The sequence below is a fragment of the Azospirillum sp. Sh1 genome, from assembly GCF_008365135.1.
Taxonomy (GTDB): Bacteria; Pseudomonadota; Alphaproteobacteria; order Azospirillales; family Azospirillaceae; genus Azospirillum; species Azospirillum oryzae.
Genome location: NZ_VTTK01000014.1, coordinates 135,332 through 158,668, shown reverse-complemented (window position 1 = coordinate 158,668; position 23,337 = coordinate 135,332). Strand labels below are relative to the sequence as shown.

General features: G+C 69.1%; 19 protein-coding genes and 1 pseudogene. 7 read left to right on the top strand and 13 right to left on the bottom strand.

The window, feature by feature from the left end; translation table 11 throughout:
- A pseudogene (locus FZ029_RS16580) lies at positions 1-530 on the bottom strand (NAD(P)(+) transhydrogenase (Re/Si-specific) subunit alpha); the annotation flags it as partial.
- A 385-nt stretch (positions 531-915) separates the two neighbouring features.
- Here FZ029_RS16580 and FZ029_RS16575 point away from each other — a divergent pair.
- Positions 916-1,164: a DUF2312 domain-containing protein gene (locus FZ029_RS16575; protein WP_012973951.1), complete on the top strand. Its 249-nt coding sequence runs from the start codon at positions 916-918 to the stop codon at positions 1,162-1,164.
- A gap of 51 nt (positions 1,165-1,215) precedes the next feature.
- Here FZ029_RS16575 and FZ029_RS16570 read toward each other — a convergent pair whose 3' ends face one another.
- Together FZ029_RS16570 and phoU are read right to left on the bottom strand one after the other, a co-directional pair.
- Complete coding sequence (locus FZ029_RS16570; RefSeq protein ID WP_149270191.1) at positions 1,216-3,462, bottom strand: anthranilate synthase; 2,247 nt, start codon at positions 3,460-3,462, stop codon at positions 1,216-1,218.
- Positions 3,463-3,738: 276 nt separating this feature from the next.
- Positions 3,739-4,458 carry a phosphate signaling complex protein PhoU gene (gene phoU / locus FZ029_RS16565; protein ID WP_149197091.1) on the bottom strand — a complete coding sequence of 240 codons (720 nt, stop codon included), beginning with the start codon at positions 4,456-4,458 and terminating at the stop codon, positions 3,739-3,741.
- Between the two features lie 188 nt (positions 4,459-4,646).
- Between phoU and FZ029_RS16560 the strand changes: the two genes are divergently transcribed.
- Positions 4,647-5,960, top strand: coding sequence for a pentapeptide repeat-containing protein (locus tag FZ029_RS16560; RefSeq protein WP_149270189.1), 1,314 nt, complete (start codon positions 4,647-4,649; stop codon positions 5,958-5,960).
- Between the two features lie 84 nt (positions 5,961-6,044).
- Here FZ029_RS16560 and FZ029_RS16555 read toward each other — a convergent pair whose 3' ends face one another.
- On the bottom strand, positions 6,045-6,560 hold the full coding sequence (locus tag FZ029_RS16555; protein WP_149197093.1) for a MarR family winged helix-turn-helix transcriptional regulator: 516 nt from the start codon (positions 6,558-6,560) through the stop codon (positions 6,045-6,047).
- Between the two features lie 536 nt (positions 6,561-7,096).
- Here FZ029_RS16555 and aguB point away from each other — a divergent pair.
- Complete coding sequence (gene aguB, locus FZ029_RS16550; protein ID WP_149270187.1) at positions 7,097-8,005, top strand: N-carbamoylputrescine amidase; 909 nt, start codon at positions 7,097-7,099, stop codon at positions 8,003-8,005.
- A gap of 52 nt (positions 8,006-8,057) precedes the next feature.
- Here aguB and FZ029_RS16545 read toward each other — a convergent pair whose 3' ends face one another.
- Together FZ029_RS16545 and FZ029_RS16540 are read right to left on the bottom strand one after the other, a co-directional pair.
- Positions 8,058-8,639 (bottom strand): putative metalloprotease CJM1_0395 family protein, encoded by a 582-nt coding sequence (locus tag FZ029_RS16545; RefSeq protein ID WP_247892332.1) that lies wholly within the window; start codon positions 8,637-8,639, stop codon positions 8,058-8,060.
- Positions 8,640-8,749: 110 nt separating this feature from the next.
- Positions 8,750-9,784, bottom strand: a complete 1,035-nt coding sequence (locus FZ029_RS16540; protein ID WP_149270185.1) for a histone deacetylase family protein — start codon at positions 9,782-9,784, stop codon at positions 8,750-8,752.
- Between the two features lie 500 nt (positions 9,785-10,284).
- On the opposite strand from FZ029_RS16540, the gene FZ029_RS16535 reads away from it, so the two are divergent.
- The 3 genes from FZ029_RS16535 (at position 10,285) to FZ029_RS16525 (ending at position 14,338) form a co-directional block, all read left to right on the top strand.
- Positions 10,285-12,945 carry an SLBB domain-containing protein gene (locus FZ029_RS16535; RefSeq protein WP_247892331.1) on the top strand — a complete coding sequence of 887 codons (2,661 nt, stop codon included), beginning with the start codon at positions 10,285-10,287 and terminating at the stop codon, positions 12,943-12,945.
- The gene (locus tag FZ029_RS16530) at positions 12,942-13,736 is read left to right on the top strand and encodes a glycosyltransferase (RefSeq protein ID WP_149270181.1); all 795 of its coding nucleotides are present in this window, start codon (positions 12,942-12,944) and stop codon (positions 13,734-13,736) included. The genes FZ029_RS16535 and FZ029_RS16530 overlap by 4 nt, the downstream gene beginning before the upstream one ends.
- Positions 13,737-13,870: 134 nt before the next feature.
- Positions 13,871-14,338 (top strand): helix-turn-helix transcriptional regulator, encoded by a 468-nt coding sequence (locus tag FZ029_RS16525; protein ID WP_085089280.1) that lies wholly within the window; start codon positions 13,871-13,873, stop codon positions 14,336-14,338.
- Here FZ029_RS16525 and FZ029_RS16520 read toward each other — a convergent pair.
- The 5 genes from FZ029_RS16520 to FZ029_RS16500 all read right to left on the bottom strand — a co-directional run bounded on the left by FZ029_RS16520 (position 14,248) and on the right by FZ029_RS16500 (position 19,385).
- A complete protein-coding gene (locus FZ029_RS16520) occupies positions 14,248-15,324 on the bottom strand; it encodes a glycosyltransferase family 2 protein (RefSeq protein ID WP_149270179.1) in 1,077 nt (358 codons plus the stop codon). The genes FZ029_RS16525 and FZ029_RS16520 overlap by 91 nt on opposite strands.
- Positions 15,321-16,316 (bottom strand): hypothetical protein, encoded by a 996-nt coding sequence (locus FZ029_RS16515; protein WP_149270177.1) that lies wholly within the window; start codon positions 16,314-16,316, stop codon positions 15,321-15,323. Before FZ029_RS16515 ends, FZ029_RS16520 begins: the two co-directional genes overlap by 4 nt.
- Positions 16,309-17,562, bottom strand: a complete 1,254-nt coding sequence (locus FZ029_RS16510) for a glycosyltransferase family 4 protein (protein ID WP_247892330.1) — start codon at positions 17,560-17,562, stop codon at positions 16,309-16,311. Before FZ029_RS16510 ends, FZ029_RS16515 begins: the two co-directional genes overlap by 8 nt.
- 43 nt (positions 17,563-17,605) lie before the next feature.
- Positions 17,606-18,802, bottom strand: a complete 1,197-nt coding sequence (locus tag FZ029_RS16505; protein ID WP_149270173.1) for a hypothetical protein — start codon at positions 18,800-18,802, stop codon at positions 17,606-17,608.
- A 67-nt stretch (positions 18,803-18,869) separates the two neighbouring features.
- Positions 18,870-19,385: a hypothetical protein gene (locus tag FZ029_RS16500; RefSeq protein ID WP_149197101.1), complete on the bottom strand. Its 516-nt coding sequence runs from the start codon at positions 19,383-19,385 to the stop codon at positions 18,870-18,872.
- A 368-nt stretch (positions 19,386-19,753) separates the two neighbouring features.
- Here FZ029_RS16500 and hutG point away from each other — a divergent pair, with 368 nt between their 5' ends.
- Positions 19,754-20,578 carry an N-formylglutamate deformylase gene (hutG, locus tag FZ029_RS16495; protein WP_149270171.1) on the top strand — a complete coding sequence of 275 codons (825 nt, stop codon included), beginning with the start codon at positions 19,754-19,756 and terminating at the stop codon, positions 20,576-20,578.
- 93 nt (positions 20,579-20,671) lie between these two features.
- Here hutG and FZ029_RS16490 read toward each other — a convergent pair whose 3' ends face one another.
- Entirely contained in the window at positions 20,672-22,204 is a 1,533-nt protein-coding gene (locus FZ029_RS16490) for an ATP-binding protein (protein WP_246457457.1), read from the bottom strand.
- A 633-nt stretch (positions 22,205-22,837) separates the two neighbouring features.
- Entirely contained in the window at positions 22,838-23,320 is a 483-nt protein-coding gene (locus FZ029_RS16485) for a MarR family transcriptional regulator (protein ID WP_246457460.1), read from the bottom strand.
- Between the last annotated feature and the right edge of the window lie 17 nt (positions 23,321-23,337).

Below are 23,337 nucleotides of genomic sequence, written 5' to 3'. Positions count from 1 at the left end.
AAGGCGCGGGCCGGCGGCACGGTGCCGGCGGCGGTCATCATCATCGGGAAGGCGCGGCCATACTCGCTGGCGGCATCGACGACGGCCTTGTAGCCGGCGAGGTTGGCCTGGGAGGACAGCACGTCCATGACCTGGGCGCGGGTGATGCGCGGCATGAACTCCATGGCGAAGGCGTTGACGCCGGCATCGGCGTAGGCCTTTACATGGTCGCGGCTGTTGTGGGGGTTGAGGATGGCGAACAGCAGCGCGCCCTTGGCCATCAGCGCCAGCTCGTCCACGTCCCCTTCGCCGGCGATCAGCGGCCGCTGCACCTTCAGCACGATGTCGGCATCGGCCAGCGCCGACGCCTCCTCGGCAGCAATGGACGCCCCCGCCGCCTCATAGGCCGCGTCGGTGATGCTGGAACCAAGACCGGCCCCGCTCTCAACCACCACGTCCAGTCCCAAACCCTTCAGTTTCTTCACCGTTTCCGGTGAGGCGGCCACGCGAAGTTCGCCCGCACGTCGCTCCTTTGGAATGGCGACTTTCATTAGATAACACTCCCCTGCCTCAGATACGCCGATCCCGGCATCCCCCATGGGTTATCGGCCCAGACGACGCGCATACATGACGTATCCATGCGTCTTTGTGAAGCCGAACCCACCGATGGTAATACCAGCCTATTGGGTGCGCCGCAACAAAGTGAATGGCTACCTAGGTCCATCGTACGATTGTTTCATACAATAAGACAAATCAGCCACGAGCTGTTCAAATCCCGGCGACGGTCACGCTTGTACTAAGGAATGGCCGCGACCCGATGACGCAGCCGGACCTCTGCCGTGCGTGTCCGCGGCGCATCGCCGGCTTGCCATTCCCCCCGCCCGCCGATATTGTCCCGCCCCGTTCCCGAACACCCCCATCGTTTGAGGTTTTGCCATGTCCGACGTCGGCGGCATCGCGGCGGATCGCCTGAAGTCCTTTGTCGAGCGCATCGAGCGTCTCGAAGAGGAAAAGCGCGGTCTGCAGGAAGACATCAAGGAAGTCTACGCCGAGGCGAAGGGCACCGGTTTCGACACCAAGATCATCCGGCAGATCATCCGCCTGCGGAAGATGGACAAGGCCGACCGCCAGGAGCAGGAAGCCATCCTGGAGCTCTACAAGGAAGCGCTGGGCATGGTGGAGTGACGGATTTCCCGTCACTCTCCTGTTCACCGGAGTTGCGCAGCGGCGGCCCCTTCAGGCCGCCGCTTCGCGTTCCGGCACCGCGCCGACGCGCCCGGCCAACCGTTCCATCACGTTGGCGACAAGCGCCAATCCGGAACCGCCACCGGCCGCCACGTCCAGAGTCAGGATCGATTCGGGATGGAACTGCACCGCGGCCAGCGGCAGCGTCCGGTGCTCGATCGCCATCACCGTGCCGTCCTCCGTCTCCGCCGTCACCCGCAGGTCCGGCGGCAGACTGTCGCGACGCGCCACCAGCGAGTGGTAGCGGCCGGCCCGCATCCCCTGCGGCAGCCCCTCGAACAGCCCGATAGGCAGCCCACCACCCTGGTGACGCAGGGTCGAGGCCTTGCCGTGCATCGGCTCCGGCAGACGCTCCAGTTCCGCACCGAAATGCTCGGCCATCCCCTGCAGTCCCAGGCAGACGCCGAACACCGGCACGCCGAGATCGAGCGCCGCCTGCACGCTGCCGCCGACATCGAAATCGGCCGGACGCCCCGGTCCCGGCGACAGAACCAGCAGGTCGGGCGGGTCACTGCGCAGTACCGCCCGCGCATGGCTGTGGCGCAGGGTGGTGACACTGGCTCCCGTTTGGCGGAAATAATCGGCCAGCGTGTGTACGAAGCTGTCGTCATGATCGACCAGCAGCACCCGTCGGCCCTCCCCGCTCCGCTTCGCCCCGGTCTGGACCACCGACAGCCGCGCGCCCGTGCCCTCGCCACGCACGGCGTCGAGGAAGGCCGACGCCTTAAGCCGGCATTCGGCATCCTCCGCATCCGGATCGCTGTCCGACAGCAGGGTGGCGCCGGCGCGGACGAAGGCGATGCCGTCCTTCATGCGGATGGTGCGCAGGGTCAGCCCGGTGTCCATTCCGCCGTCGAAGCCGATGCGGCCGAAGGCCCCGCCGTACCAGCGGCGCGGCGACCGTTCGGTATCCTCCAGGAACTGCATGGCCCAACGCTTCGGCGCACCGGTCACCGTCACCGCCCAGCTGTGGGTGAGGAAGGCGTCCAGCGCGTCGAACCCCTCGCGCAGCCGTCCCTCCACATGATCGACGGTGTGGATCAGGCGGGAATACAGTTCGATCATGCGCCGGCCGATCACATGGACGGAACCGGGCTCGCACACCCGCGCCTTGTCGTTGCGGTCGACATCGGTGCACATGGTCAGCTCCGCCGCATCCTTGGCGGAGTTCAGCAGCGTCAGGATCTGCGACGCATCGACCAGCGCGTTGCCACCGCGCGCCACGGTGCCGGAGATCGGGCAGGTCTCGACCCGTCGGCCGCCGACACGCACATACATTTCCGGGCTGGCAGCGACCAGGAACTCGCCGTCACCCAGATTGATCAGCGCCTCGTAGGGCGCCGGGTTGGCCGTGCGCAGGCGGCGGAAGATGGTGGCGGGGCTGTCGGCGCAGGGCTCGGCGAAGGTCTGTCCGGGGACCACCTCGAACAGGTCGCCGCGGTTGAACGCCTCCTTAGCCGCCCGCACCACCTGCTGGTACTCGCCGGGGGCATGATCGCATTCCGCCGCGGCGTTGGTATCGGGGCGATAGCCGTGCACCCGTCCGCCGCCGGCAACGCCTTCGGTCGAGACGCCATCCATCACGAACTCGTAGGCGAAGCGCCGCGCCACCCCGGCGGCATGGTCGACCACCAGCAACCGGTCGGGCAGATACAGCACGAGATCGCGCTGGTCGTCCGGCCGCTCCAGCCGGCGACGGATCGGCTCGAACTGGAAGGCGAGATCATAACCAAAAGCGCCGTAAAGCCCCAGGAACGGCTCCTCCGGGCAGGCGAACAGCGCCATCAGCGCCCGCAGCACGCTGAAGACGGAGGGCTGGCGGCTGCGCTCCTCCTCGCTGAAGACGCCGGCCGGGCGGCGTATCAGGGCGGTGACACGCCCGGCGGTGACCTCCAGCCCGACCAGCGCCTCGTGCCCGTCCAGAGCGCGGGCGACGGCGGACAGCAGCAGCCGGCCGCGCGGGTTCAGCGCGTCGATGCGCACGGTGCGGCCGCGCGCGGTCACCGACAGCGGCGGATCGACGAACCCCAGCGCCTGACGCCGGTAGCGACCGGGTGCCTCCACCCCGCCCGACAGCAGCAGGCCGCGCCGCTCGTCGAGCGCGGTCACGAGCGCATCGACCGACTCGGCGATCGCCATCGGCTCGGCGGTGCGGCGCAGACCAAGACCACCGCCGGTGACGGCGGCGACGGGTTCGAGGAAGGCGGGGGCGGCGAGGAACAGGTGGGACGGGATCATGACGGCGGTGCTCCGGTTCGGGCGTCTTTTCGGTGACGCCACCCGGTGCTTCCGCCTGCCTGTCCGTTCTTCCGCTGGATGACCCGCTGTGTCGGGTCAGGAAAAAGGCCGCTCCGGATGCACCGGGCGGCCTTTCGTTCTCAATCCACGCTTACGCGCATTGCCAGGCCGGCCCGTGGGATACGGGCCACCACCAATGCTGCGACAGGAGGGGCGAGGACATGTTCATGGCAGCAACCGCAACACAGGGCGGGGGCGCCTGTCAAGCATTCCCTGTCAGGCCCCATCCCGCGGCGGGGCGACGGCGTAGCTGCTGAGATCCTCCTTGCGGCGCTCGTCCGACGGCAGGCGGCCCTTGACCAGGAAGCTGATGTTCTCCGCCACGTTGGTGGCGTGGTCACCGATGCGCTCGATCGACTTGGCGGCGAACAGCAGATGGGTGCAGCCGGTGATCTGCGCCGGCGTCTCCATCATGTAGGTCAGGAATTCACGGAACAGAGCGGTGTAGGCGGCATCGACCTCCCCGTCGCAATCGCGGACGGATGCGGCGAGATCGGCGTCCTGTTCGGTATAGGCGCGGCGCATGTCGCCGATCATCGCCTGCACCATCCTGCCCATGCGGACCAGCGAGGCCACCGGCGGCGCCACCGGCAGGGTGGCCAGCGTGACCGCCCGCTTGGCGACCGATCCGGCGAAGTCGCCCATGCGCTCCAGGTTCGAGGCGATCTTCAGCGCTGCGACGATCTCGCGCAGGTCCTTCGCCATCGGCTGGCGCAGGGCCAGAAGGCGGACGGTCATCGCCTCCACCTCCATCTCCAGCCGGTCGATCTCGGCATCGCCCTTCAGCACCTCGCCCGCGATCTCGGCGTCGGGACCGGCCAGCGAATCGAGCGCCAGCCCGACCTGGCGCTCCACCAGTTCGCCCATCCGGTCGATGGCGCTGCGCAGGGCCGCCAGTTCGGTGTCGAAAGCCGCAAGCGTGTGTCCACCCGACATGATCCCCAACTCCCCTATATGACTGGGCTGTTGCAGGCGGTGCTGCGCCCGGTGCCCCGCAGATGGGGCCCGGTGCCGCCCGCGCCAAGTCGCCTCGGCACTGGAGGCGACTTTAACCTTTGGCATAGATTATTTCCGGACACTGGTCTATCGATGGACCACGCAACCATGCAGACCGGGCAGGACCGATGACACCGCACGAGTTGGTTGCCGTGCTGGAAAAGCACGAGCGCTGGCTGAAGAACAAGTCGGGCGGTTCGCGCGCCAACCTGACCATGGCGAACATGGAAGGCTCGAACCTGTCCGGGGTGAACCTGGCGCAGGGCAAGCTGTCCGGCGCCAACCTGTCCCATTGCGACCTGTCCAACGCCAATCTCAGCACCGCCGACCTGTTCGCCGCCCATCTGACGAAGGCGGATCTGTCCGGCTGCAACCTGTACCGCGCCGACCTGCGCGGCGCCCACATGCGCGGCGCCAAGCTGAAACGCGCCATCCTGCGCGAAGCCGACCTGCGCGGCGGCGCCCTGCTGTATGGCGGACAGGGCGGCAAGAGCGGCAAGGGGCTGGACTTCGTCCGGTCCGACCTGTCGGGAACCGATTTCGACGACGCGTCGCTGACCAACGCCAACCTGTCGGGTGCGGACCTGACCGACGTGTCGATGAACGGGGCGGATTGCGAGGGCGCGCTGCTGACCGGCGCCACGCTGATGCGCGCCAGCATGAAGAGCTGCAATCTCGCCCGCGCCGACCTGCGCGGCAGCAACCTGTCCGGCGTGAACCTGCAGGGCGCGGTGCTGCGCGACGCGAACCTGACCGGCGCGATGCTGGCCGGCGCCAACCTGCGCAACGCCGATCTGCAGGGCGCCAAGCTGGAGGGTGCCGATCTGGCCGGGGCCGACACCACCGGCGCCAATCTGGCCCGGTCGGCGGATAATTTCTCCGTCCAGATCCAGCAGGCCCTGCACAGCCATTACACCTGGATCAACACCAACGGCACGATGGGGGCGCGGGCCGACCTGACCGGCGCCGACCTCAGCCACATCGACCTGACCGGCGTGAACCTGTCGGGCGCCAACCTGAAGCGGGCCAACCTCAGCGGCGCCAAGATGCGCGAGGCGTTGCTGATCATGTGCGACATCTCCGAAGCGGTGCTGGCCGACGCCGACTTCAGCGCGGCGATTCTGGACGGCGCCAATCTGCGTGGCGCCAACATGGACGGGGTGCGGCTGGACGGAGCCGGAGTCGGCTGGGTCGACATCAAGGGGCCGGACGGCCAGCCGACGGGACGGCTGTGGGCGGCGAACCTGACCGGAGCGCGGCTGACAGGCAGTTCCTGCGTCCGCACCAACCTGCGCGGGGCCAACCTGTCGGACTGCGACTTCAGCAATGCCAACCTGACCGGGGCGATCCTGAGCGACGCCAACATCCGCGACGCGAAGTTCTCGGGCGCCAATCTGACCGGCGCCAGCCTGCCGCCGCCGCCGGATCCGGATGACGATTGATCCGACGGCATGTGATCTGGCGGCGTGTGATCTGGACGGCGATTGATCCGCCGAAGCGGCGAGGGCTGTCTGTCGCCGCCGGCCCTACCCTTCCTCGCTCTCGCGGGCGGCGGCGCAGGCGGCGTTCAGGTTGGCGCCGACGCGGCGCAGCACGTCGAGCGTCACGTCCAGTTCCTCCGGCGCGATGCCGTCGATGGCGATCTGGGCGATCTCGGACGCGCTGGGCATCATCGTCTCGCGCAGCGCCCGGCCCTTGTCGGTCAGGAAGACGTTCATCTTGCGGCGGTCGTGGCTGTTGCGGACACGCTGAACGAGCCCCTGCGCCTCCATCACGTTGACCGCGGTGACGGTGGTCGGCTCCATCATGCCGACGCGGTGGCTCAATTCCCGCTGGGTCAGGCCGTCCTCCTCCCACAAGGCGCGCAGGAAGAACCATTGCCCCATGCTGACCCCCGACCGCGCGATGCGCGTCTGCAGGGCGCGGGCGAAAGCGCGATTCACTTCCCGGACGACGAACGATAAAGCACCGTCGGCCGAACCGGCCGCGTCCTCCGACTCGCCGGGGCGTTCAGGCCCCCACCCCTTGACAGACGCCTCCATACCGACAATCTCTCTGCCGTCGTTCCCGTGGCCGCAACCATCCACGCCGACCGGTCCCGACCGCCGGGCAGTCACCTGTCGAGGCGACGCTGCGGCATCGTGTCCGTCGGGTCCATGCCAGTCTGGTAACACCACCTTGACACGAGCGGGCATGGCTGCGTCATCCAATCATAACGTGTTGTGTGCAAAGCGCAAATCAATTGCGCGGTCCCTGACCGCCGACATGCAATGATATGTCACCCCGGAGGCGCCGAATCGCCGTAAGCGTAAACAGAACCTCCCGCCCGGCTCTTCGCATGGCCGCTTTGTGTCACGCCCATCTTTTTGGCGCCGTGGACAGGCACCATATCCGCATATGATGATCGACATGATGATTGCCGATTGGATCGGTTTTATTTGGCAGTTCGTGCAGCACCGACCCGGCAATGTGAATATTTTGCTAAATTGTTGATAAATCCCTTCCGACTGCTTGTATTCGCCGCGACCTTTGGTCACACACCTCTCGACCCGTCTTCCACAGGAGCCCCGAACCCGCAATGACCGCTTCGACGACCGTTCCCTCGTCCCGTACCGTCACCGTCGCCGCCACCCAGATGGCCTGCAGCTGGGACCGTGCCGCCAACGTCGACGGCGTCGAATCGCTGATTCGCGAGGCCGCCGCCAAGGGCGCGCAGATCATCCTGCCGCAGGAGCTGTTCGAGACCCCCTATTTCTGCAAGGACCAGAAGCAGTCGCTGTTCGAACTGGCCGCTCCCGCCGAGGGGCATCCGGTGATCGAACGGATGCAGGCGCTGGCTCGCGAGTTGTCGGTGGTCATTCCCGTCAGCTTCTTCGAGAAGGCGCGCAACGCCTATTACAACTCGATGGCCATGGTCGATGCCGACGGCAGCCTGCTGGGCGTCTACCGCAAGTCCCACATCCCCGACGGCCCCGGCTATCAGGAAAAGTTCTATTTCAGCCCCGGCGACACCGGCATCCAGGTGTTCAAGACCCGCTACGCCGCTGTCGGCTGCGCCATCTGCTGGGACCAGTGGTTCCCGGAGACCGCCCGCGTCATGGCGCTGAAGGGGGCGGAAATTCTGCTCTATCCCACCGCCATCGGGTCGGAGCCGCAGGATTCCACCATCGACAGCCAGGGTCATTGGACGCGGGTGATGCAGGGCCATGCCGGCGCCAACCTGATGCCGCTGGTCGCGTCCAACCGCGTCGGGGTGGAGCAGGGGGAAAGCTGCGCGCTGACCTTCTACGGCTCGTCCTTCATCGCCGGGCCGCAGGGGGAGATCGTGGCGCAGGCCGACCGTGAGAGCCGGACGGTGCTGACCGCGACCTTCGACCTTGACCGGATCGCGGCACAGCGCGCCTCCTGGGGCGTCTTCCGCGACCGCCGTCCCGAGCTATACGGCGCCCTGCTGACGCTGGACGGCGAGACGACTCCGCGTCGCTGATCGAATCGGATGGGGGACCGGGAACGGCAGGCGGTGCCGATGCCGCACGGCGTCAGACCGTCAGCCCCCTCCCCGCTCCGGCGGAATTGCCCAGGGCCTGCGCCGCGCCATAGGCGGCAGCCGCCCGTCCGGAGGCGGTGTCCCCACCTTGTCGGCGCTGTTCCGACTGGGCCTGCAGCTTCGCGGCGTCCGCCTGCGCCGCGACGCGCAAATCCTGCGGTGACGGGTCGGCCGGGGCAAGGGCCGCGGCCTTCACCTGCTCCATCTTGGCGACTGTGGCGGCCGGCTCCGATTCGGGGCTGACGTCGATCGGCACCTCGCCGGCGGTGGCGTAGTTCTTGCCGTCCGGCCCGCGGGTGAAGGTGAAGGAGGCGCCGCCGGCGTTGCTGCCGCCGGCCGCCTGATGCGCCGCCTCGTGCTGGCGGACGCTGGTGTCGGCCTGCTTGAGTTTCTGGACCTGCTGCTGCGCCGCGTCGGACAGGGTGACGGTGTCGGTGGAGCCGCCCTGGCCCTTCCCTTCGGCAATGTCCTTCCCGCTGCCCGACGCGTCCTTTCCATCCCGCCGCAGCGGCTGGCTGCGTGGGGCGGCATAGGTCCCGATGGACGGGCTGGTGATGGACAGGTCGGCAGCCACCGCCCGCACCCTCAAGAAAAAAGGCTGAACTTCCCTTCAATTTAGGACGATTCGGCCGCACCGGCAACGGTGCGACCGCCGTTGCGCCGCGATTGCCGTACCCGACCCTGTCAGCCCTGCTCGAAACCGGTCAGGACGTTGGCGACATTCACGCCGAGGTCGTCGACGGCATAGCCGCCCTCCATCACGAACAGGGTCGGCAGGCAGATGGCGGCGATGCCCGCACCCATGCGCAGGAAATCCTCCGACAGCAGCCGGAAGCGGGAGATCGGGTCGCCGCCATAGGTGTCCGCCCCCAGCGACAGCACCAGCGCGTCGGCACCGAATGCGCGGATGCGCGCCGTCGCGGCGGCCAGCGCCTGGGCATAGCCGTCCCAGTCGGTTCCCCAGGGCAGCGTCAGGTTCAGATTCGCCCCCTCCCCCGCCCCGGCTCCGATCTCGTCGGCATGGCCGCAGAAATAGGGGAATTCGTCCGCCGGATCGGCATGGATCGACACGAACAGCACGTCGCCGCGCTCCCAGAAAATCTCCTGCGTGCCGTTGCCGTGGTGATAGTCGACGTCCAGCACCGCCACCCGGGCGGCCCCGCCGTCCCGCAGCGACTGCGCCGCAATCGCCGCGTTGTTCAGGAAGCAATAGCCGCCGTAGAAGGCATGGCCGGCATGGTGTCCGGGCGGACGGCACAATGCAAAGGCGCTGCGCTCGCCGGCCCTCAGGCGGTCGGCGCCGGTCAGCGCGCTGTCGGCGGCGGCGGTGGCGGCCCTCCAGGTACCGGCGGTGATCGGCGTCCCGGCATCGAAGGAGTAGAAGCCGAGTCGCCCGTCGATGGAGCGCGGCACCCGGCGCCGCGACATGCCCGGCGCCACCCAGTTCAGCGGCAGCGCGTCGATGTCGGCGCCATGTTCCTCCACCCAGTCGTCCCAGGCGGTCTGCAGGAAGGTGAGATAGCCCGCGTCATGCACCCGTTCCAGCGGCGCGATGCCGTGACGGGTGGGTTCCACGATCGGGCCCATCCCCACCGCCTCGATCCGCGCCCGGACGATATCGGCACGGGCCGGCTTCTCGTAGCAGGGGACGAGCTGGCCGTCGTTGAGTTCGGACCGGCCGGCCTGCAGCCGGTGCTCTTCGCTGTGAATGACGATCACGCCACTGATTTCCTTGACTGTTCCACGATTGTTCCGCTGCCGGGAGCCGTCCGGGCCGGCACATTTCCGGTCCATCATAGCCCCGTCGAAGCGACGGCGGATGATGCCCTTTTGCATGGCGACCCGGATGCGGACCATTGCCTTTCGGCCGAATACACGCAATAGTGTTCATTGCCTATCGCTCGCGCTGTGCGAGTGGTGGATTGGGCTATTGGACATCGATGCTGGCTGCTGCGTGCAGGATATTCGCCCGACTGGCGCCGGGGGCGGCGCCGATTCTGTGGGCGTGCGCCGTGTTGGCCGCAGGGCCGACGCGAGGCGATTCTCCATCGCCGCAGCTTCCGGCTTCCCTCCATGCGGGCTCTTCCGCTTCCCCCCTCGAAGCCGCCTTCTCGTCCCGCGCCGGCGAGCCGCTGCGCCAATTCGGATATGACCTTTTCGTCCCTGGCGCTGATGCCGCGGGGTCGGACGCAGCCCCCGGCGCCATCCAGGGCGATTACGTGCTGAACACCGGCGACGCGGTCCTGGTGACCCTGCGCGGCCAGAAATCCTTCAGCAAGCGCTTCACCATCGACCGCAACGGTCAGCTGGTGGTGGACGACCTGCGCCCGCTGACCGCCGCCGGCCTGACGCTGGATGCCTTGCGGCGGGACCTTGCCGCCGCCGCTGCCGCCACATGGCCGAGCACCGACGCCTTCGCCTCGCTGGCGGAGGTGCGGCGGATCGGCGTTCTGGTCACCGGCGCCGTCCGCCGGCCGGGCAAGCAGGAGATCAGCGCCTTCGCGACCGTGCTGGACGCGCTGTCCGCGGCCGGCGGGGTGGAGCGTGGCGGCAGCCTGCGCGCCGTCCGGCTGATGCGGGCGGGCGGCAGCGTGACCGTCGACCTCTACGCCCTGCAGATCGCCGGCGCCTCCGGCAATGCGGACCTGCCGCTGCGCGACGGCGACCGCCTGTTCGTCCCGCCGCTGGGCGGCACGGTCGCCGTCGCCGGCCCGGTGAAGCGGCCGGGTATCTACGAACTTCCGCCCGGTGGCGCCCCCCTGTCCGCAACGGAGTTGCGCGACCTTGCCGGCGGCTCGCTGCGGCCCGGCCAGGGGCGGCTCGTCCGGTTCGGCATCGGTCCCGCCGGTGAGGAGACGACGGAGGAGGTCGCGGACGCCGACGCCAAGCGCTTCGGTGACGGCGACCTGCTGCTGCTCGCCCCGCAGCGCGAGGACCGCAGCGGCGAGGTGCGGCTGGAGGGGCATGTCCTGCGGCCCGGACCGCGTGCCTGGAGCCGGGCGAAGACGTTGCCCGGACTGCTGTCCCGAACCGATCTGCGACCCGATCCCTATCTGCCCTTCGCCGCCCTGGAAAGCACCCTCCCCGCCACCGGCGCGCGTTCCCTGCGGCCGGTCGCCCTGTCCGCCGTGCTGAATGGCAAGGACCGCCGCGACTTGGCCGAAGGCGACACGCTGTATGTGCTGGGGACGGCGGACGTCGATTTCCTGACCTCGGAGCCGGTGCTGGCCATCCTGCGCGGCGACCGGCAGCCGCCGCAGGATGCCTGCCCCGGACTGGTCGCGCTGGCCAGGACCCTGGCGGCGGAACCGGATGGGCCGCTCGCCACCGGGCCGCAGGCACGCGCCGCCGCCACGCTGACCGGTGCCCGCACGCCCTGTCCGCCGCTGTTCGCCGCGGTGCCCGACCTGCTGCCGCTGGCCCTGCGCCATTCGGTTCTGCGCCTGACCGGCGTGCCGCGCCCCGGCTTCTATCCGGTGGCCGACGGGACGGAGGGCGCCGGCGCCCGCGAGACCATCGTCGAGTCGGAGGCGCCGCGGTACGAGTTGATCGGCCATGTCCGTCACCCCGGCACCCGCCGGCTGTCCGCCGGAACCACGCTGCGCAAGGCGTTGGCCGACGGCAGGCTGTTGAAGCGCGATGTTTATCCGCTGCTGGGCATTGTCGAGCGATACGACCGGCGGACCCTGACCAGGCTCTATCTGCCCTTTTCTCCGCAGGAGGTTGCCGCCGGTCGGACGGACCGCGGATTGGCCGACGGCGACCGCATCCACCTGTTCGCCGCCGACGACATCCGCAGCCTGGAAAAGCCGACCGCGGCGGCCGCCGACGACAAGACGGGCGGCGAAAGCGAACCGCCGATGCTGGCGGCCGTGCTCGATCCCGCCATCGTCGCGGTGGTCGGCGAGCGGACGGTCCAGGTGCGCGGCGCGGTGCGCGATCCCGGCGGATACCCGGTCGCCGACCGCACGCCGCTGGCCTCGCTGATCGCCGCGGCAGGCGGGCTGTCCGCCGATGCCGACCCGACGGTGGCGGAACTGACGGCCGTCAACGGCACACGCAGCAGCATCGACCTCGCCCGCGACGGATCCCGATCGGTCGGGCCCGGCGATGCGCTGCGGATCAATCCGCGGCCACAGGCGCTGGAATCGCGTGCCGTGGCCATCGAAGGGGCGGTGCGCCGTCCCGGCCGCTATGACATCGGCCGCGGCGAGACGCTGTCATCGCTGATCGCGCGGGCCGGCGGCCTGTTGGACGACGCCTACCCCGCCGGTGCGGTGTTGACCCGCGAGAGCGAGCGCCGCCGCGAGAAGGAACAGTTCCAGCGGCAGGCGCGCGAGCTGGAACGGACGCTGGCGCTGGAGGTGGAGAAAGGCGAGCCGGTGAAGGCGGAGAATGTCGCGCTGGCCCGCCAGCTCGCGGCCCAGCTCCGCGGCGCCGAACCGCTCGGCCGCGTGGTGGTCGAGGCGGATCCCGCCGTCCTGCGCGGCCGGCCGGAGCTGGACCCTCTTCTGGAGCCCGACGACCGCATCCTGATCCCGAAACGGCCATTGACCGTGGCGGTCTCAGGCGAGGTGCTGCACCCCACCGCCGCGCAGTTCGTCAGCGGCAAGACGGCGGAGGATTATCTCGGCGAGGCCGGCGGCGCCACCCGCGATGCCGACACCGGCCGCAGCTTCCTGGTCCTTCCCGACGGGCGGGCACGGCCGCTGGCACTGTCCTCCTGGAACCACCGGGTCGACGCGATTCCTCCGGGCTCGATCCTGGTGGTGCCGCGCGATCCGCGCCCCTTCGACGGGCTGGACGCCACCAAGGCGGTCGGCAACATCCTGAGCCAGCTGGCGATCACCGCCGCCTCGATCTCGGTGATCACGCGATGATGGCGCCCAACCCTCCCCGCCTCGCCATCCTGACGGTGGTCCGCAACGACCGCGCCGGGCTGGTCGACACCTATGACAGCCTGTGTGGGCAGTTGGACCGCGATGTCGTCTGGCTGGTGGCCGATGGTGCCTCCACCGACGGAACAGCGGAGTGGCTGGCCGCCCATGCCGACATTCCCACCTGGTGGCGGTCGTCCCCCGACTCGGGGCTGTACGACGCGATGAACGACCTGCTCGACGCTGCCCGCCGGCTCGGCTGCAGCCATGCCCTGTTTCTGAACGCCGGCGACCGGCTGGCGGCGGCGGACAGCGCGCCGCGCCTGCTGCAGGTCATCGCCCGGCACCCCGGCTGCGCCCTTCTCTACGGCGATGCGCTGGAGCGGCAGGGGGACGGACGTATCCTCCTGAAGCGCGCCCGGTCACACCGCTGGGCGCCGCTGGGTATGTTCACCCACCATCAGGCCATGATCTACCGGGTTTCCGCTCTGGCTGACCTTCGCTTCGACTCCCGCTATCGGATCGCGGCCGATTACGCCTTCACGCTTGCCGTCCTCCGCCTCGGCGAGGCGGTGCGGCTGCGCTGGCCCCTCTGCCTGTTCGCCCCCGGCGGCCTGTCGCAACGCGATGCCGCTGCCGGCCGGCGGGAACAGGCAGCGATTCGCCGACGCCATTACCGCTGTGGAGCGGCAGGCGCGGCGGCCGTCGCTGCGGCTCAGCGAGTCGCACTGGCAGTGCGGCATCATTTCCCCTCAGCATACGCGAAATTACGTTTCCGCCGCCCGGAAACATAACGTCTTTTATATATGTCCCTCCACTTCCACCCGAACGGGCCATTGATACGCACAAATGGTTGCATAGAATTTACTTTCTGAACTAAGCATTCTCGCGGCGCCTTCCCTCCGGCTTTCCCTTCGAGGTACGACTTATGAGCGCGACCAAGACCAAACTCGCCCCCGCCCACACCCTGTCGCGCCGCGGCGAAGGTCCCAACCCCATCGACATCCATGTCGGCGCCCGCCTGCGGCTTCGCCGCACCCTGCTCGGCCTGAGTCAGGAGAAACTGGGCGAGGCGGTCGGGATCACCTTCCAGCAGTTGCAGAAGTATGAGCGCGGGTCGAACCGCATCAGCGCCAGCCGCCTTTACAACCTTTCGCAGGTACTGGGCGTGCCGGTCAGCTACTTCTTCGACGACATGCCGTCGCCCGACCAGATCACCGCCGAGTCCCCTGCCGAGAGCATGAGCGAGACCGACGAATTCGAATCGATGGCGCGTCGCGAGACCCTGGAACTGGTCCGGGCCTATTACCGGATCGAGGATCCGGGTGTGCGCAAGCGCACCTTCGACCTGCTGAAGGCGCTGGGCGGCGACCGCATCGCGTTGCTCGAGGAGTAAGGATCGCTCCCCGGTCGCACGATCGGTGGATTTTCGGGAAAGGTACCGACCGACGGGAAACGGACTGCCGCCTCCCGCACCTGTGCGGCCGACCGCATCTTGAACCCGACCTGCCAATAGTAGAACCCGCGCGACAGCGCGTGGTCGAGCCCCGCTGCGCCGTCGAGGAACCCCAGGCGCAGCACATAGGCATGCAGGAAGGCCCAGAGCGGCCGGCCGGGCAGGCGCTGGAACAGCCGCTTCTGCGCCCGCCGGCCAGCGATTCCGCACAGGCGCTTGGAGCGTGCCGGGGCGATGTCCGGCTCGACATCGATCAGCCGCTCCATCCGGCCATCGGCGCGCAGGGCCGCCTCCCAATCGGAATAGCGGTTGTGGCGGTCGAACCAGGCCGAGAGCGGCTTGGCATCGTCATGGTGCATCGGCTGGCGCAGCCGGCCGGTCGTGCCGGCAACCTGCGGCTGGTAATGCCCCTCCACCTCCCACATGGACGCGACATCCAGGTCGGGCAGTTCGGGAAAACGCACACGCCGCCGGTGGACCAGGGCCAGCTTGCAGTTCCAGCAGCCGAACCGCAGGGGGCGGCCATGGACGACCGGCCGGCCGTCGATCCAATAGGCGGCGTGGCGCGGTCCGTCGGCCGAGGATCCCGCCATCAGGCGGGCAATCTCCTCCACCAGTTCCGCGGTCGGCCGTTCGTCCGCATCGACGAACAGAACCCAGTCATGGGCAAAGGGCAGGGTGTCCAGGCACCACTGCTTCTTCTTGGGATAGCGGCCATTCCAGCGGAATGGCACCAGCTGCGCGCCGTGGGACAGGGCGATGTCCGGCGTCCCGTCGCCGCTGCCGCTGTCAACCACGAAGCATTCGGCGAAACGGGCGAGTGACGGCACGCAGACGGGCAGGTTCGCCGCCTCGTTGCGCGTCATCACCACGACCGAGACCGGAATGGCGGAGACCGGAATGGCGGAGACCGGAATGGCCGTCATGGCACCGCCTCCGCGCCGATGCCCTGGTCCTTCAGCGCCTGGCGCGCCGACAGGCCGAAGGCGGCGGCGACCAGCCCGACCAGCCCGGCCAGCGGCACCACGACGGCAGGATTGGGCCAATCCGGCATGGCGCCGGCGGTCGGCGGCTGGATCAGGTCGGCGGCAAAGGGCAGGTCGACGCCGATCATCATCGCCACCCGCTCCTGGTCGAGCAGCAGGTCGCTCAGTGCCTGCCGGTGCTCCGCCACGGTGACGGCGCCAAGCCGGAGCTTGATGTGGGCGATCTGCGCGGCACTGCGCCGGGCCGCTTCGGCCCGCAGATGGGCATCGGTTGCCGCGGCGATCCGCCCCAGCAGATCGACCGCCGTCGCCCGGTCGGCGTGGCGGAAGGTGATGCGCCGCATCGGCCCCGACCGCAGCATGTCGACCACCAGCCGTTCGCGCAGGGCCCGCGTCACGCGGTCGCCGTCCGGCTCCACCCAATCCTCGCGCCCGACCAGCGCCAGCAGCCCCCGCTTCAGCATCGGCAGCAGCCCCGGCGGCGGTCGCCAGCGCCCCTCCTCCGCATCCCAGCGGTCGGGGAACAGGGCACGCAGGATGTCGGGGTCGCGCGCCAGACGCTCGGCAACCGGACCCGATCCGAACAATTCCAGATAGCGGGCGAAGTCCGACAGCGATTCGTCACCCGCCCCCGGTTCGGCGACGCCGGCGGAGTCCCGGCCGCTCAGCGTTGGCACCCGGGCGCCCATCGCGGCCGAGCCGACCCGTGCCGTCGGCCCGATGACCATCGCCGCGGTATAGGCCGGCGTCACCATCCACAGCCCCGCCACCGCCAGCGCCAGCCCGCCCAACCAGCCGGCCAGCAACCAGCGCCACCCCATCCGCAAGGTGCGAACGAAGGCGCGCAGGTCGCCCTCCCCGCCCGACGCGGGCAGGACCAGGGTCAGGGCCTGCGGCTGGGGCCGGCTTGGTAAGGTGATGCCGTCAGGCATGGGGCAGCGGCCTTCCCATCACCGGCGGGGCAAGCTTGCGTTCCGCCACAAGGCGTTCGGCAATCCCGACGAAGGCCGCGGTGCCCCGGTCGGCGGTCCAGGCGGCGGACAGCCGTGCCGCACGCGCTCCCTCCGCCGCGCAACGGCCGGGATCGGCGGCATAGGCGCGGATCGCATCGGCGATGGCCGGACCGTCGAACGGATCGACCACCAGACCGCAGCCCTCGACCCGCGCCGCCGCCTCGCTTCCCGCCGGCCCCAGGAACAGGCAAGGCCGCCCCGCCGCCTGTACTCCGGCCAGCTTGCTCGGCACCAGCATCCCCTCCGCCGCCGGGTCCATCGACACCAGATGCAGATCGGCGGCGGACAGGCACTCCGCCAGCCTCTCGGCAGGCTGCCAGGGATGCCGGCGCAGGTTGCGCAGGCCCCGGTGACGCGCGGCCTCTTCCACCGCGGCGAATCCCCTCCCCTCCCCGACCAGCAGGAAAAGCACGGCGGGATCGCTGTCCTGCAGCCGGGCCGCGGCCTCCAGAACGCCTTGCATCGGGTGGGCAAGCCCAAGCGTCCCGGAATAGGCCACCAGGAACCGGCCGTCACCCTCCTCCATGCCCAGCGACCGGCGAAGGCGGTTGCCCTCCTTCGGCAGCGGGCGGATCGCCGGATCGGGCCAGTTCGGCAGCAGGGTCACCCGGCTGGCCGGCACGCCGGCCGTCAGGATACGCTTGCGCATGCAGCGCCCGATGGCGACCACCCCGTCCTGCCGGCGCAAGGCCCGCGCCATGCCATGGCCGGCCATCCGCCGGAGGATCGCCGGCATCCGCACGCCCAGCACCGGCAGCAGGTCCGGATACAGGTCCTGGCACCAGTGCAGCGATGCCGCCCCATGCCGGGCGGCCAGAACCGGACCGGCCAGCGCCAGCAGCGGCGGGTCGGTCATCGTCACCACGAGGTCGTGGCGCGGCAGGCGCAAGGCCCGGCCGGTCAGCCGGCATAGCGAATCGAGATAGGCGCGGGTATCCGGCCGCTCCCTCGCCTTCTCCCCGGCCGCAACCGTGCCACCGGTTCGGCAAAGCGTGACGCCGGCAGGAGCGCGGCAGTCCGACCGCTCCCCGTCCGCGACCACCGTCACCCGCCAGCCTGCATCCGCCATGCGGCCGGAAAGGTCCGACAGGCAACGGCCGGTCGCGCCCCGGTCCGGCGGGAACACCCGGTTGACGAACAGGATGGACGGCGGATCGAACGTCACGGCGCACCGATGCGTGAATTGCACGCGAAAGTATGCATATCCGCTAAGGCGCCGACAACCCCTTCCTGCACTCCGCCGCCACGAGCATCAGCGACAGGATGACGCCGGTGTCGAGATACTTGAAACTGGTGTGGAGGCAGAGCGCCATCAGCAGGGGCGGCACCACCGCAAGGGCCAGCGGCGGATCGGCCGCCAGCAGCCGGCACCAGGGCCGGACCAGCGCCGCCAGATAGGCCCCCAGGGCAATCATGCCGAAAAGCCCGGTCTTCAGCAGGCTGTAGCTGGCCAGCGTGTGGGTGTAGCTGACCCGCCAGCCGCCCACCGCCGGGTTGGCGATGCGCGCGCCCCAGCCGTCGCCGAACAGCAGGGCCCAGGGTGTGGCGACGACATGGTCGATCACCGCCGCGGCTTCCTCCCAACGGGCATTGGCGCCGGTCAGCCGCGTCTTCTCCGCCGCTTGCTGCCATGCGCCGACCAGGGCATCGCCGCCGGCCACCGTCAGCAGGCCGAATCCCAGCAGCAGCGGCAAGGCCAGCCACGGCCGCCGCCGCGCCCACCACAGGGCCGTCAGAGCGAGCGACAGCACCGCCAGTCCCAAAGCCGTGCGATGGACCGCGCCGGCCAGCGCGCCAAGGCAAAGCGCACCACCGGCGGCACAGGGAATCGCCGCCATCCAGTACCGGGCCCGCCCGCCGACGGCCACCAGCGACAACGACAACGCAGGCAGCAGCACCGCGGCCAACAGCACCGACGGCGCATTCAGCAGATAGACGCCGCCATCGGCCATCGCCCGCCGTCCGATGGCGCCGAATCCCCAATCGGCCTGCCGCCACCAGCGCAAGGCCAGCAGCAGTCCGGCCATGGTCAGCCCGCCCGCCAGCGCACGCACCGCGCGGTCTCCGCCGCTCCGCAATGCCGGCACCAGAAGCACGGGAAGGAACAGAAAGACCAGCGGCACGACGTCACGCAGGATGTCGGCCCCCTCCCACCCCAGCGCCGCCCCGCGCAGCAGCGGCACCCACAGAAGCCAGGTGAACGCGGCGACAGCCACCGGCATCCAGCGCACATCCGGCTGCACGACTCCCGACGGCGTCCGCAGGGCCTGACCGCTCGCCACCGCCAGTGGCCATTTCCAGCCGACGGCGGCCAGGATCAGAAGGCCGATGGCCAGTTCGACCCCGCGCAAGGCGGGCGGCGCCGGCACGCTGAGGCCGCCATAGAGCAACAGGGCAGCCGCCATTGGCAGTGAGCCGAGTCTGCCGGCGACCACCGTCACGGTCGAACCCCGGAAGGAGAGCCTGGCCGACTCAGGCCCAACGCTGCTCGGCGCGGTCCAGGCGGTAGAACAGCCCTTCCTGCGGGCGCAGGCGCAGCGTTCCGGTCAGGGTCAGCGGTTCCCGCGTCGCCGGCAGGGCGATGGCGGTGTGGACATGAATCATGGTCGCCGGTCCGGGATTCTCGCAGGCGGGACACCCCAGCGGATTGGCGGACAGGATGAAGCGGTTGTGGGTGGCGCCGTCGGTCAGCGGCACCATGAAGCCGCGAACGGTGACCGGCCGGCCGTCCAGCGCCGAAACCTTCACGGGAAATTGCGGATTGCCGGCGAGGCCGCCGAACCGCACGGTGCCCAGGTCGCGCCAGATCGCCGTGGTTTCGTCCAGCGGCAGGTGGAAGGGGCCGGCGGGATGGCTCGGCGCATCCGCCGATCCGGCGGCCCAAACGGCCCAGCCGGCGACGGGAGCGAGCGCAAGCGGCAACAGAATCTGGCGCCGGCCGGGCATGGCTGTACCCAGGGCCGCACCAAAACGGGTGGCGGTGTTCATGGTCGCTTCTCCCCTGCTGCGTTGCTTCGTCACCGGGGCTGCGAAATCGGGGCGCCGTGTGTTGTGGAAGTCTTTGGTCCGGTCGCCAGGGAACAGCTTTGTCCGGTGCGGGGCGACGCCTTCTGCCGGGCGGTCGCCGATTGCGCGAAAGTCTCCGGCAAGCGCGGCCCGCGGTCAACCGGCAATTCTCCGGAACGCTCGCGGAATACAGGCGCGTTAGCACAGGTTTCTCGCGGCGCGCTATCCCGGCGCATTCAAAAAAACGCAATCTGTTTGACGGGGTGCGGCACCGCACTCCATAGTCCCAGCACTGGCCGTGCCGCACTGCACACAGTCCCGCGCAAGCCGTTCCGATGACGAGACGAGCCATGGAAACCTTTCGCTTCCAGCCGGGCGAAACCCCGGTCCTGCTCAGCATTCCGCATGTCGGGACGATGATTCCGCCGGACATCGCAGCCACGATGACGCCGGAAGGGCTGGCCCAGCCCGACGTCGACCGCCACCTGGACCGGTTGTACCACTTCGCCCCCGCGCTCGGAATCGGTTTTCTGACGGCGCTGTGTTCGCGTTACGTGGTGGACCTGAACCGCGACCCCGACGGTGCGATGGCGCAGCCGGGCCTCGACCCGACCGAAATCTGCCCGCTGACCACCTTCGACCATCAGCCGATCTATCAGCCGGGGCGGGAACCCGACCGGGCGGAGATCGACCGGCGGGTCGGCGCCTACTGGCGCCCCTACCACGAGCAGCTGCGCAGCGAGCTGCGTGCGCTCCGCGACCGATACGGCGTCGCCGTCCTGTTCGATGCCCATTCGGTACGCAGCCGGGTTCCGCGCTTTTTCGACGGCACCCTGCCCGACTTCAACCTGGGCACCGGCGACGGCAGCAGCACCGCCCAGCCGCTGGTCGTCCGGCTGATGAACGTGCTTTCGGCGTCGGAACGCTACTCGGCCGCGCTGAACGGCCGCCTGCGCGGCGGCTTCATCATCCGCAGCTACGGCCAGCCGGAAGAGAACATCCACGCCATCCAGTTGGAACTGACCCAGTCCACTTACATGGACGAGGATGCGCCCTATCAATTCCGTCCCGATCTGGCGGCGGAGGTGAAGCCATCGCTGGAGCGGCTGCTGAGCGTCGTCGTCGAGTGGGCGTGGCAGAAGGCCAGCGGACAGCGGCGTGCGGCGTACCTGTAACGCCGCCCACGACTCGACCGTTCGGCCTCCACCAAAGAGTGGCCCTTCCCCGTCACCGGGGAAGGGCCGAAGGACGGCCTGATCGGGGATGGATCAGATCTGGCCGCGCTCGCTGGCCTGACGCATCAGGACATATTGGCGCATCATCTGGTTGCGGAAGCGGTAGCGCTCCAGTCCCGGCTCCACCACCGGGGCCAGGATGCCGCCATGGTCTTCCCGCGTCAGGCGCTTCAGCAGGTCGAGCGTCGCGGCGCTCGGCAACTCGCCGCTGTCGCCCGCCAGATCGTTGGGATCGAACACGCCATAGGCGTCGGCCGGGCACAGCGCCGCAGCCAGCAGCGCATCCTCCAACTCGGCCCGGCGGTCGGCGGCCAGCGCGCGGGCATAGCTTTCGACGATGCCGCGTTCGGCCTCCTGCAGGCAGCGGGCGACTGCATAGCCGAGATCCGGCCGCTCCACCAGCTTGCTGCCGCGGCTGACGGCGCTGCGCGCCGCATGCAGGCCCAGCAGCTGCGCATAGTACGGCAGGCCGCGCACGAATTCGGCGATCCGCCGCACCACGTCGGCGGCGAACTCGATTCCGGCATTCTGCGCCCCCGCCTGGATCAGGCGGCCGATCTCCTGATCGGTCATCAGAGGCAGATGCACCGGCACCAGGGAGCGCTGGATCGACGGATGCTTGCCCAGCAGCTGGTCGAGATTCTCGGCGACGCCGACCACCAGCAGCGTGACGGGGATCGAACTGTCGGTCAGGTTCTTGAACAGCTCCGCCAGCTTGTTGCGGAAATCCTCGTCGGTAACGCGGTCATATTCGTCGAGGATCAGCAGCACATGGGTGGCGTGGATGCCCGACAGCACCTCGTTCAGTTCGGTGACGCTGAAGGCGCCCTCCGGCAGCAGCTCGTTGAAGCTGGCGAAGTTGCGCCGCGCCGCGAACGGGTTGTCGAGTGCCGAGCGGTAATAGGTCGAGGGGATCTTCTTCAGGAAGTGCCGGAAGATGTCCTCGAAGCTCAGCTCGCCGCTGCAGGTCAGCTTCAGCGACAGATAGCCCGCCTGTCCGGCGATCTTCTCGATCGCGTTGGCGACGGAGGTCTTTCCGCGGCCACGGTCGCCATAGAGGATGACGTGCGCCCGCTCTTCCTCGATGGCCGAGATGATGCGGCGCAGGGTGTCGTTGCGGCCGATGAACAGGCCGTTCAGCTGCTGCTTCGGCCGGGTCGGGGTGAAGGCTTCGCGCAGAAGGCCGTTCAGCTCCGGCGTCAGGCCCTTCAGCATCGCCGGCGCGTTGGCGCCGCCATTGGCCCCGAAGCCGCCGCGGTAGCCGCCATTGACCGACATGGTGAAGCGCGGCAGGTCGTGCTCGCCGTCGGCATCACGGCCGCCGGGCTGCGGGAACATGTAGCCGCGGCGGTCGCCGGTGGCCTCGTTGTCGATGACGTCGGGCAGACGCGGGGCGGCGGGGCCTCGCATCGCCTCGAACCCCGCCCGTCCACCGACAGGCCCACCGACCGGGTTTCCACCCGCATTGCCGTCGACCGGACGCAGATGGAGCCCGCCGGGCCGGGCAATTCCCGGCGCGTTGGAAAATCCGCCGGCTCCCGGTCCGTTCATGCTCCCGGCGGTCATGCCGGGTCCTCCGGTCAGCGGGCCGGACCCGAGACCCCCGCCCGTGATGCCGGGACTACCCAGGCCGGCAGCGCCGGCAGCCGGCAGTCGCTCGTCCGCCATGGCGGCCGATCGACGCTTTCGAAAGAAATTCCGCATCCGTCCCAATCCCCACGCGTTGTCGGCGTTCGCGGAACCGGCCCCCTTTCGGCTTCTCTGGTGGGCCAGGGACGGTTCCGCGTGTTCCCGATGTAAGCGTTGTGCCGGCCGGGGTGGCCTGGGATTTCGGATATAATACCGACGCGGCATCCTCCGTCCGGAGATCTCTTCCGAAGGGTTGCGCCGCCCCACCCTGCCGTGGACCGCATATTGGGCGCTTAGACCATCCTCAACCGATCAGGATCGGTCCGACCGTGGCCCAGCCATAGAGCACCGCCAGGAACAGGGCGAGAGTCACGCACTCACGCAGGAAAGCCAGAACCGACATGCCACCCTCCATTGTTCGCGTCTTGTTCCGATAGAGCTACCAGAACGGACGCGGAACGGCAACCGCTCAGTTCCGTCTATGTTCCTGCTATGGACTCAGGTGTTCCATTCCGGACACAGATCGAACGGACAGGCGGTCAGAAAGTTACGTGTCGAAAGCGAGGAGTATCAGGCGGGATCGGCGTCGTCGTAGCGGATCAGGTCGGTCCAGGCGCGTTCCAGCCGGCGCAGCGTACGATAGGTGGTTTCGAAATCGGCACCGTCGCTGTCGGTGCGCAAAAGACTGTCTGCACGCATCGCTTCCAGCTTCTTCAGCGCCTCGCAGGTCGCCAGCCCCTGGTCGGACAGCCTGAGCCGGGCGGCCCGGCGGTCGCGCTGGGACGGGCTGCGGTCGACATAGCCAGCCTCCACCAGATGCTTCAGATTGTAGGAGGCGTTGGAGCCGAGGTAATAGCCGCGCTCCAGCAGGTCGCGGACCGAAAGCTCCTCGGTTCCGATGTGCAGCAGCATCAGCGCCTGCGTCGGGCTGAGGTCGGTCACGCCGATACGGGCCAGTTCCATCCGAAGCACGTCCAGGAAGCGCCGGGTGATGCTTTCCATGACGCGGCCAAGGTCGGTGTAGACCGCGGGGGCCGCCACACTCTGCTGCATGCTCATCATTCCTGTGC

Bases quoted from the DNA above. Each gene is read 5' to 3' on its own strand.
- FZ029_RS16575 (WP_012973951.1), top strand. From the start codon at position 916: ATGTCCGACGTCGGCGGCATCGCGGCGGATCGCCTGAAGTCCTTTGTC.
- FZ029_RS16570 (WP_149270191.1), bottom strand. From the start codon at position 3,462: ATGATCCCGTCCCACCTGTTCCTCGCCGCCCCCGCCTTCCTCGAACCC.
- phoU (WP_149197091.1), bottom strand. From the start codon at position 4,458: ATGTCGGGTGGACACACGCTTGCGGCTTTCGACACCGAACTGGCGGCC.
- FZ029_RS16560 (WP_149270189.1), top strand. From the start codon at position 4,647: ATGACACCGCACGAGTTGGTTGCCGTGCTGGAAAAGCACGAGCGCTGG.
- FZ029_RS16555 (WP_149197093.1), bottom strand. From the start codon at position 6,560: ATGGAGGCGTCTGTCAAGGGGTGGGGGCCTGAACGCCCCGGCGAGTCG.
- aguB (WP_149270187.1), top strand. From the start codon at position 7,097: ATGACCGCTTCGACGACCGTTCCCTCGTCCCGTACCGTCACCGTCGCC.
- FZ029_RS16530 (WP_149270181.1), top strand. From the start codon at position 12,942: ATGATGGCGCCCAACCCTCCCCGCCTCGCCATCCTGACGGTGGTCCGC.
- FZ029_RS16525 (WP_085089280.1), top strand. From the start codon at position 13,871: ATGAGCGCGACCAAGACCAAACTCGCCCCCGCCCACACCCTGTCGCGC.
- FZ029_RS16520 (WP_149270179.1), bottom strand. From the start codon at position 15,324: ATGACGGCCATTCCGGTCTCCGCCATTCCGGTCTCCGCCATTCCGGTC.
- FZ029_RS16515 (WP_149270177.1), bottom strand. From the start codon at position 16,316: ATGCCTGACGGCATCACCTTACCAAGCCGGCCCCAGCCGCAGGCCCTG.
- FZ029_RS16505 (WP_149270173.1), bottom strand. From the start codon at position 18,802: ATGGCGGCTGCCCTGTTGCTCTATGGCGGCCTCAGCGTGCCGGCGCCG.
- FZ029_RS16500 (WP_149197101.1), bottom strand. From the start codon at position 19,385: ATGAACACCGCCACCCGTTTTGGTGCGGCCCTGGGTACAGCCATGCCC.
- hutG (WP_149270171.1), top strand. From the start codon at position 19,754: ATGGAAACCTTTCGCTTCCAGCCGGGCGAAACCCCGGTCCTGCTCAGC.
- FZ029_RS16490 (WP_246457457.1), bottom strand. From the start codon at position 22,204: ATGACCGCCGGGAGCATGAACGGACCGGGAGCCGGCGGATTTTCCAAC.
- FZ029_RS16485 (WP_246457460.1), bottom strand. From the start codon at position 23,320: ATGCAGCAGAGTGTGGCGGCCCCCGCGGTCTACACCGACCTTGGCCGC.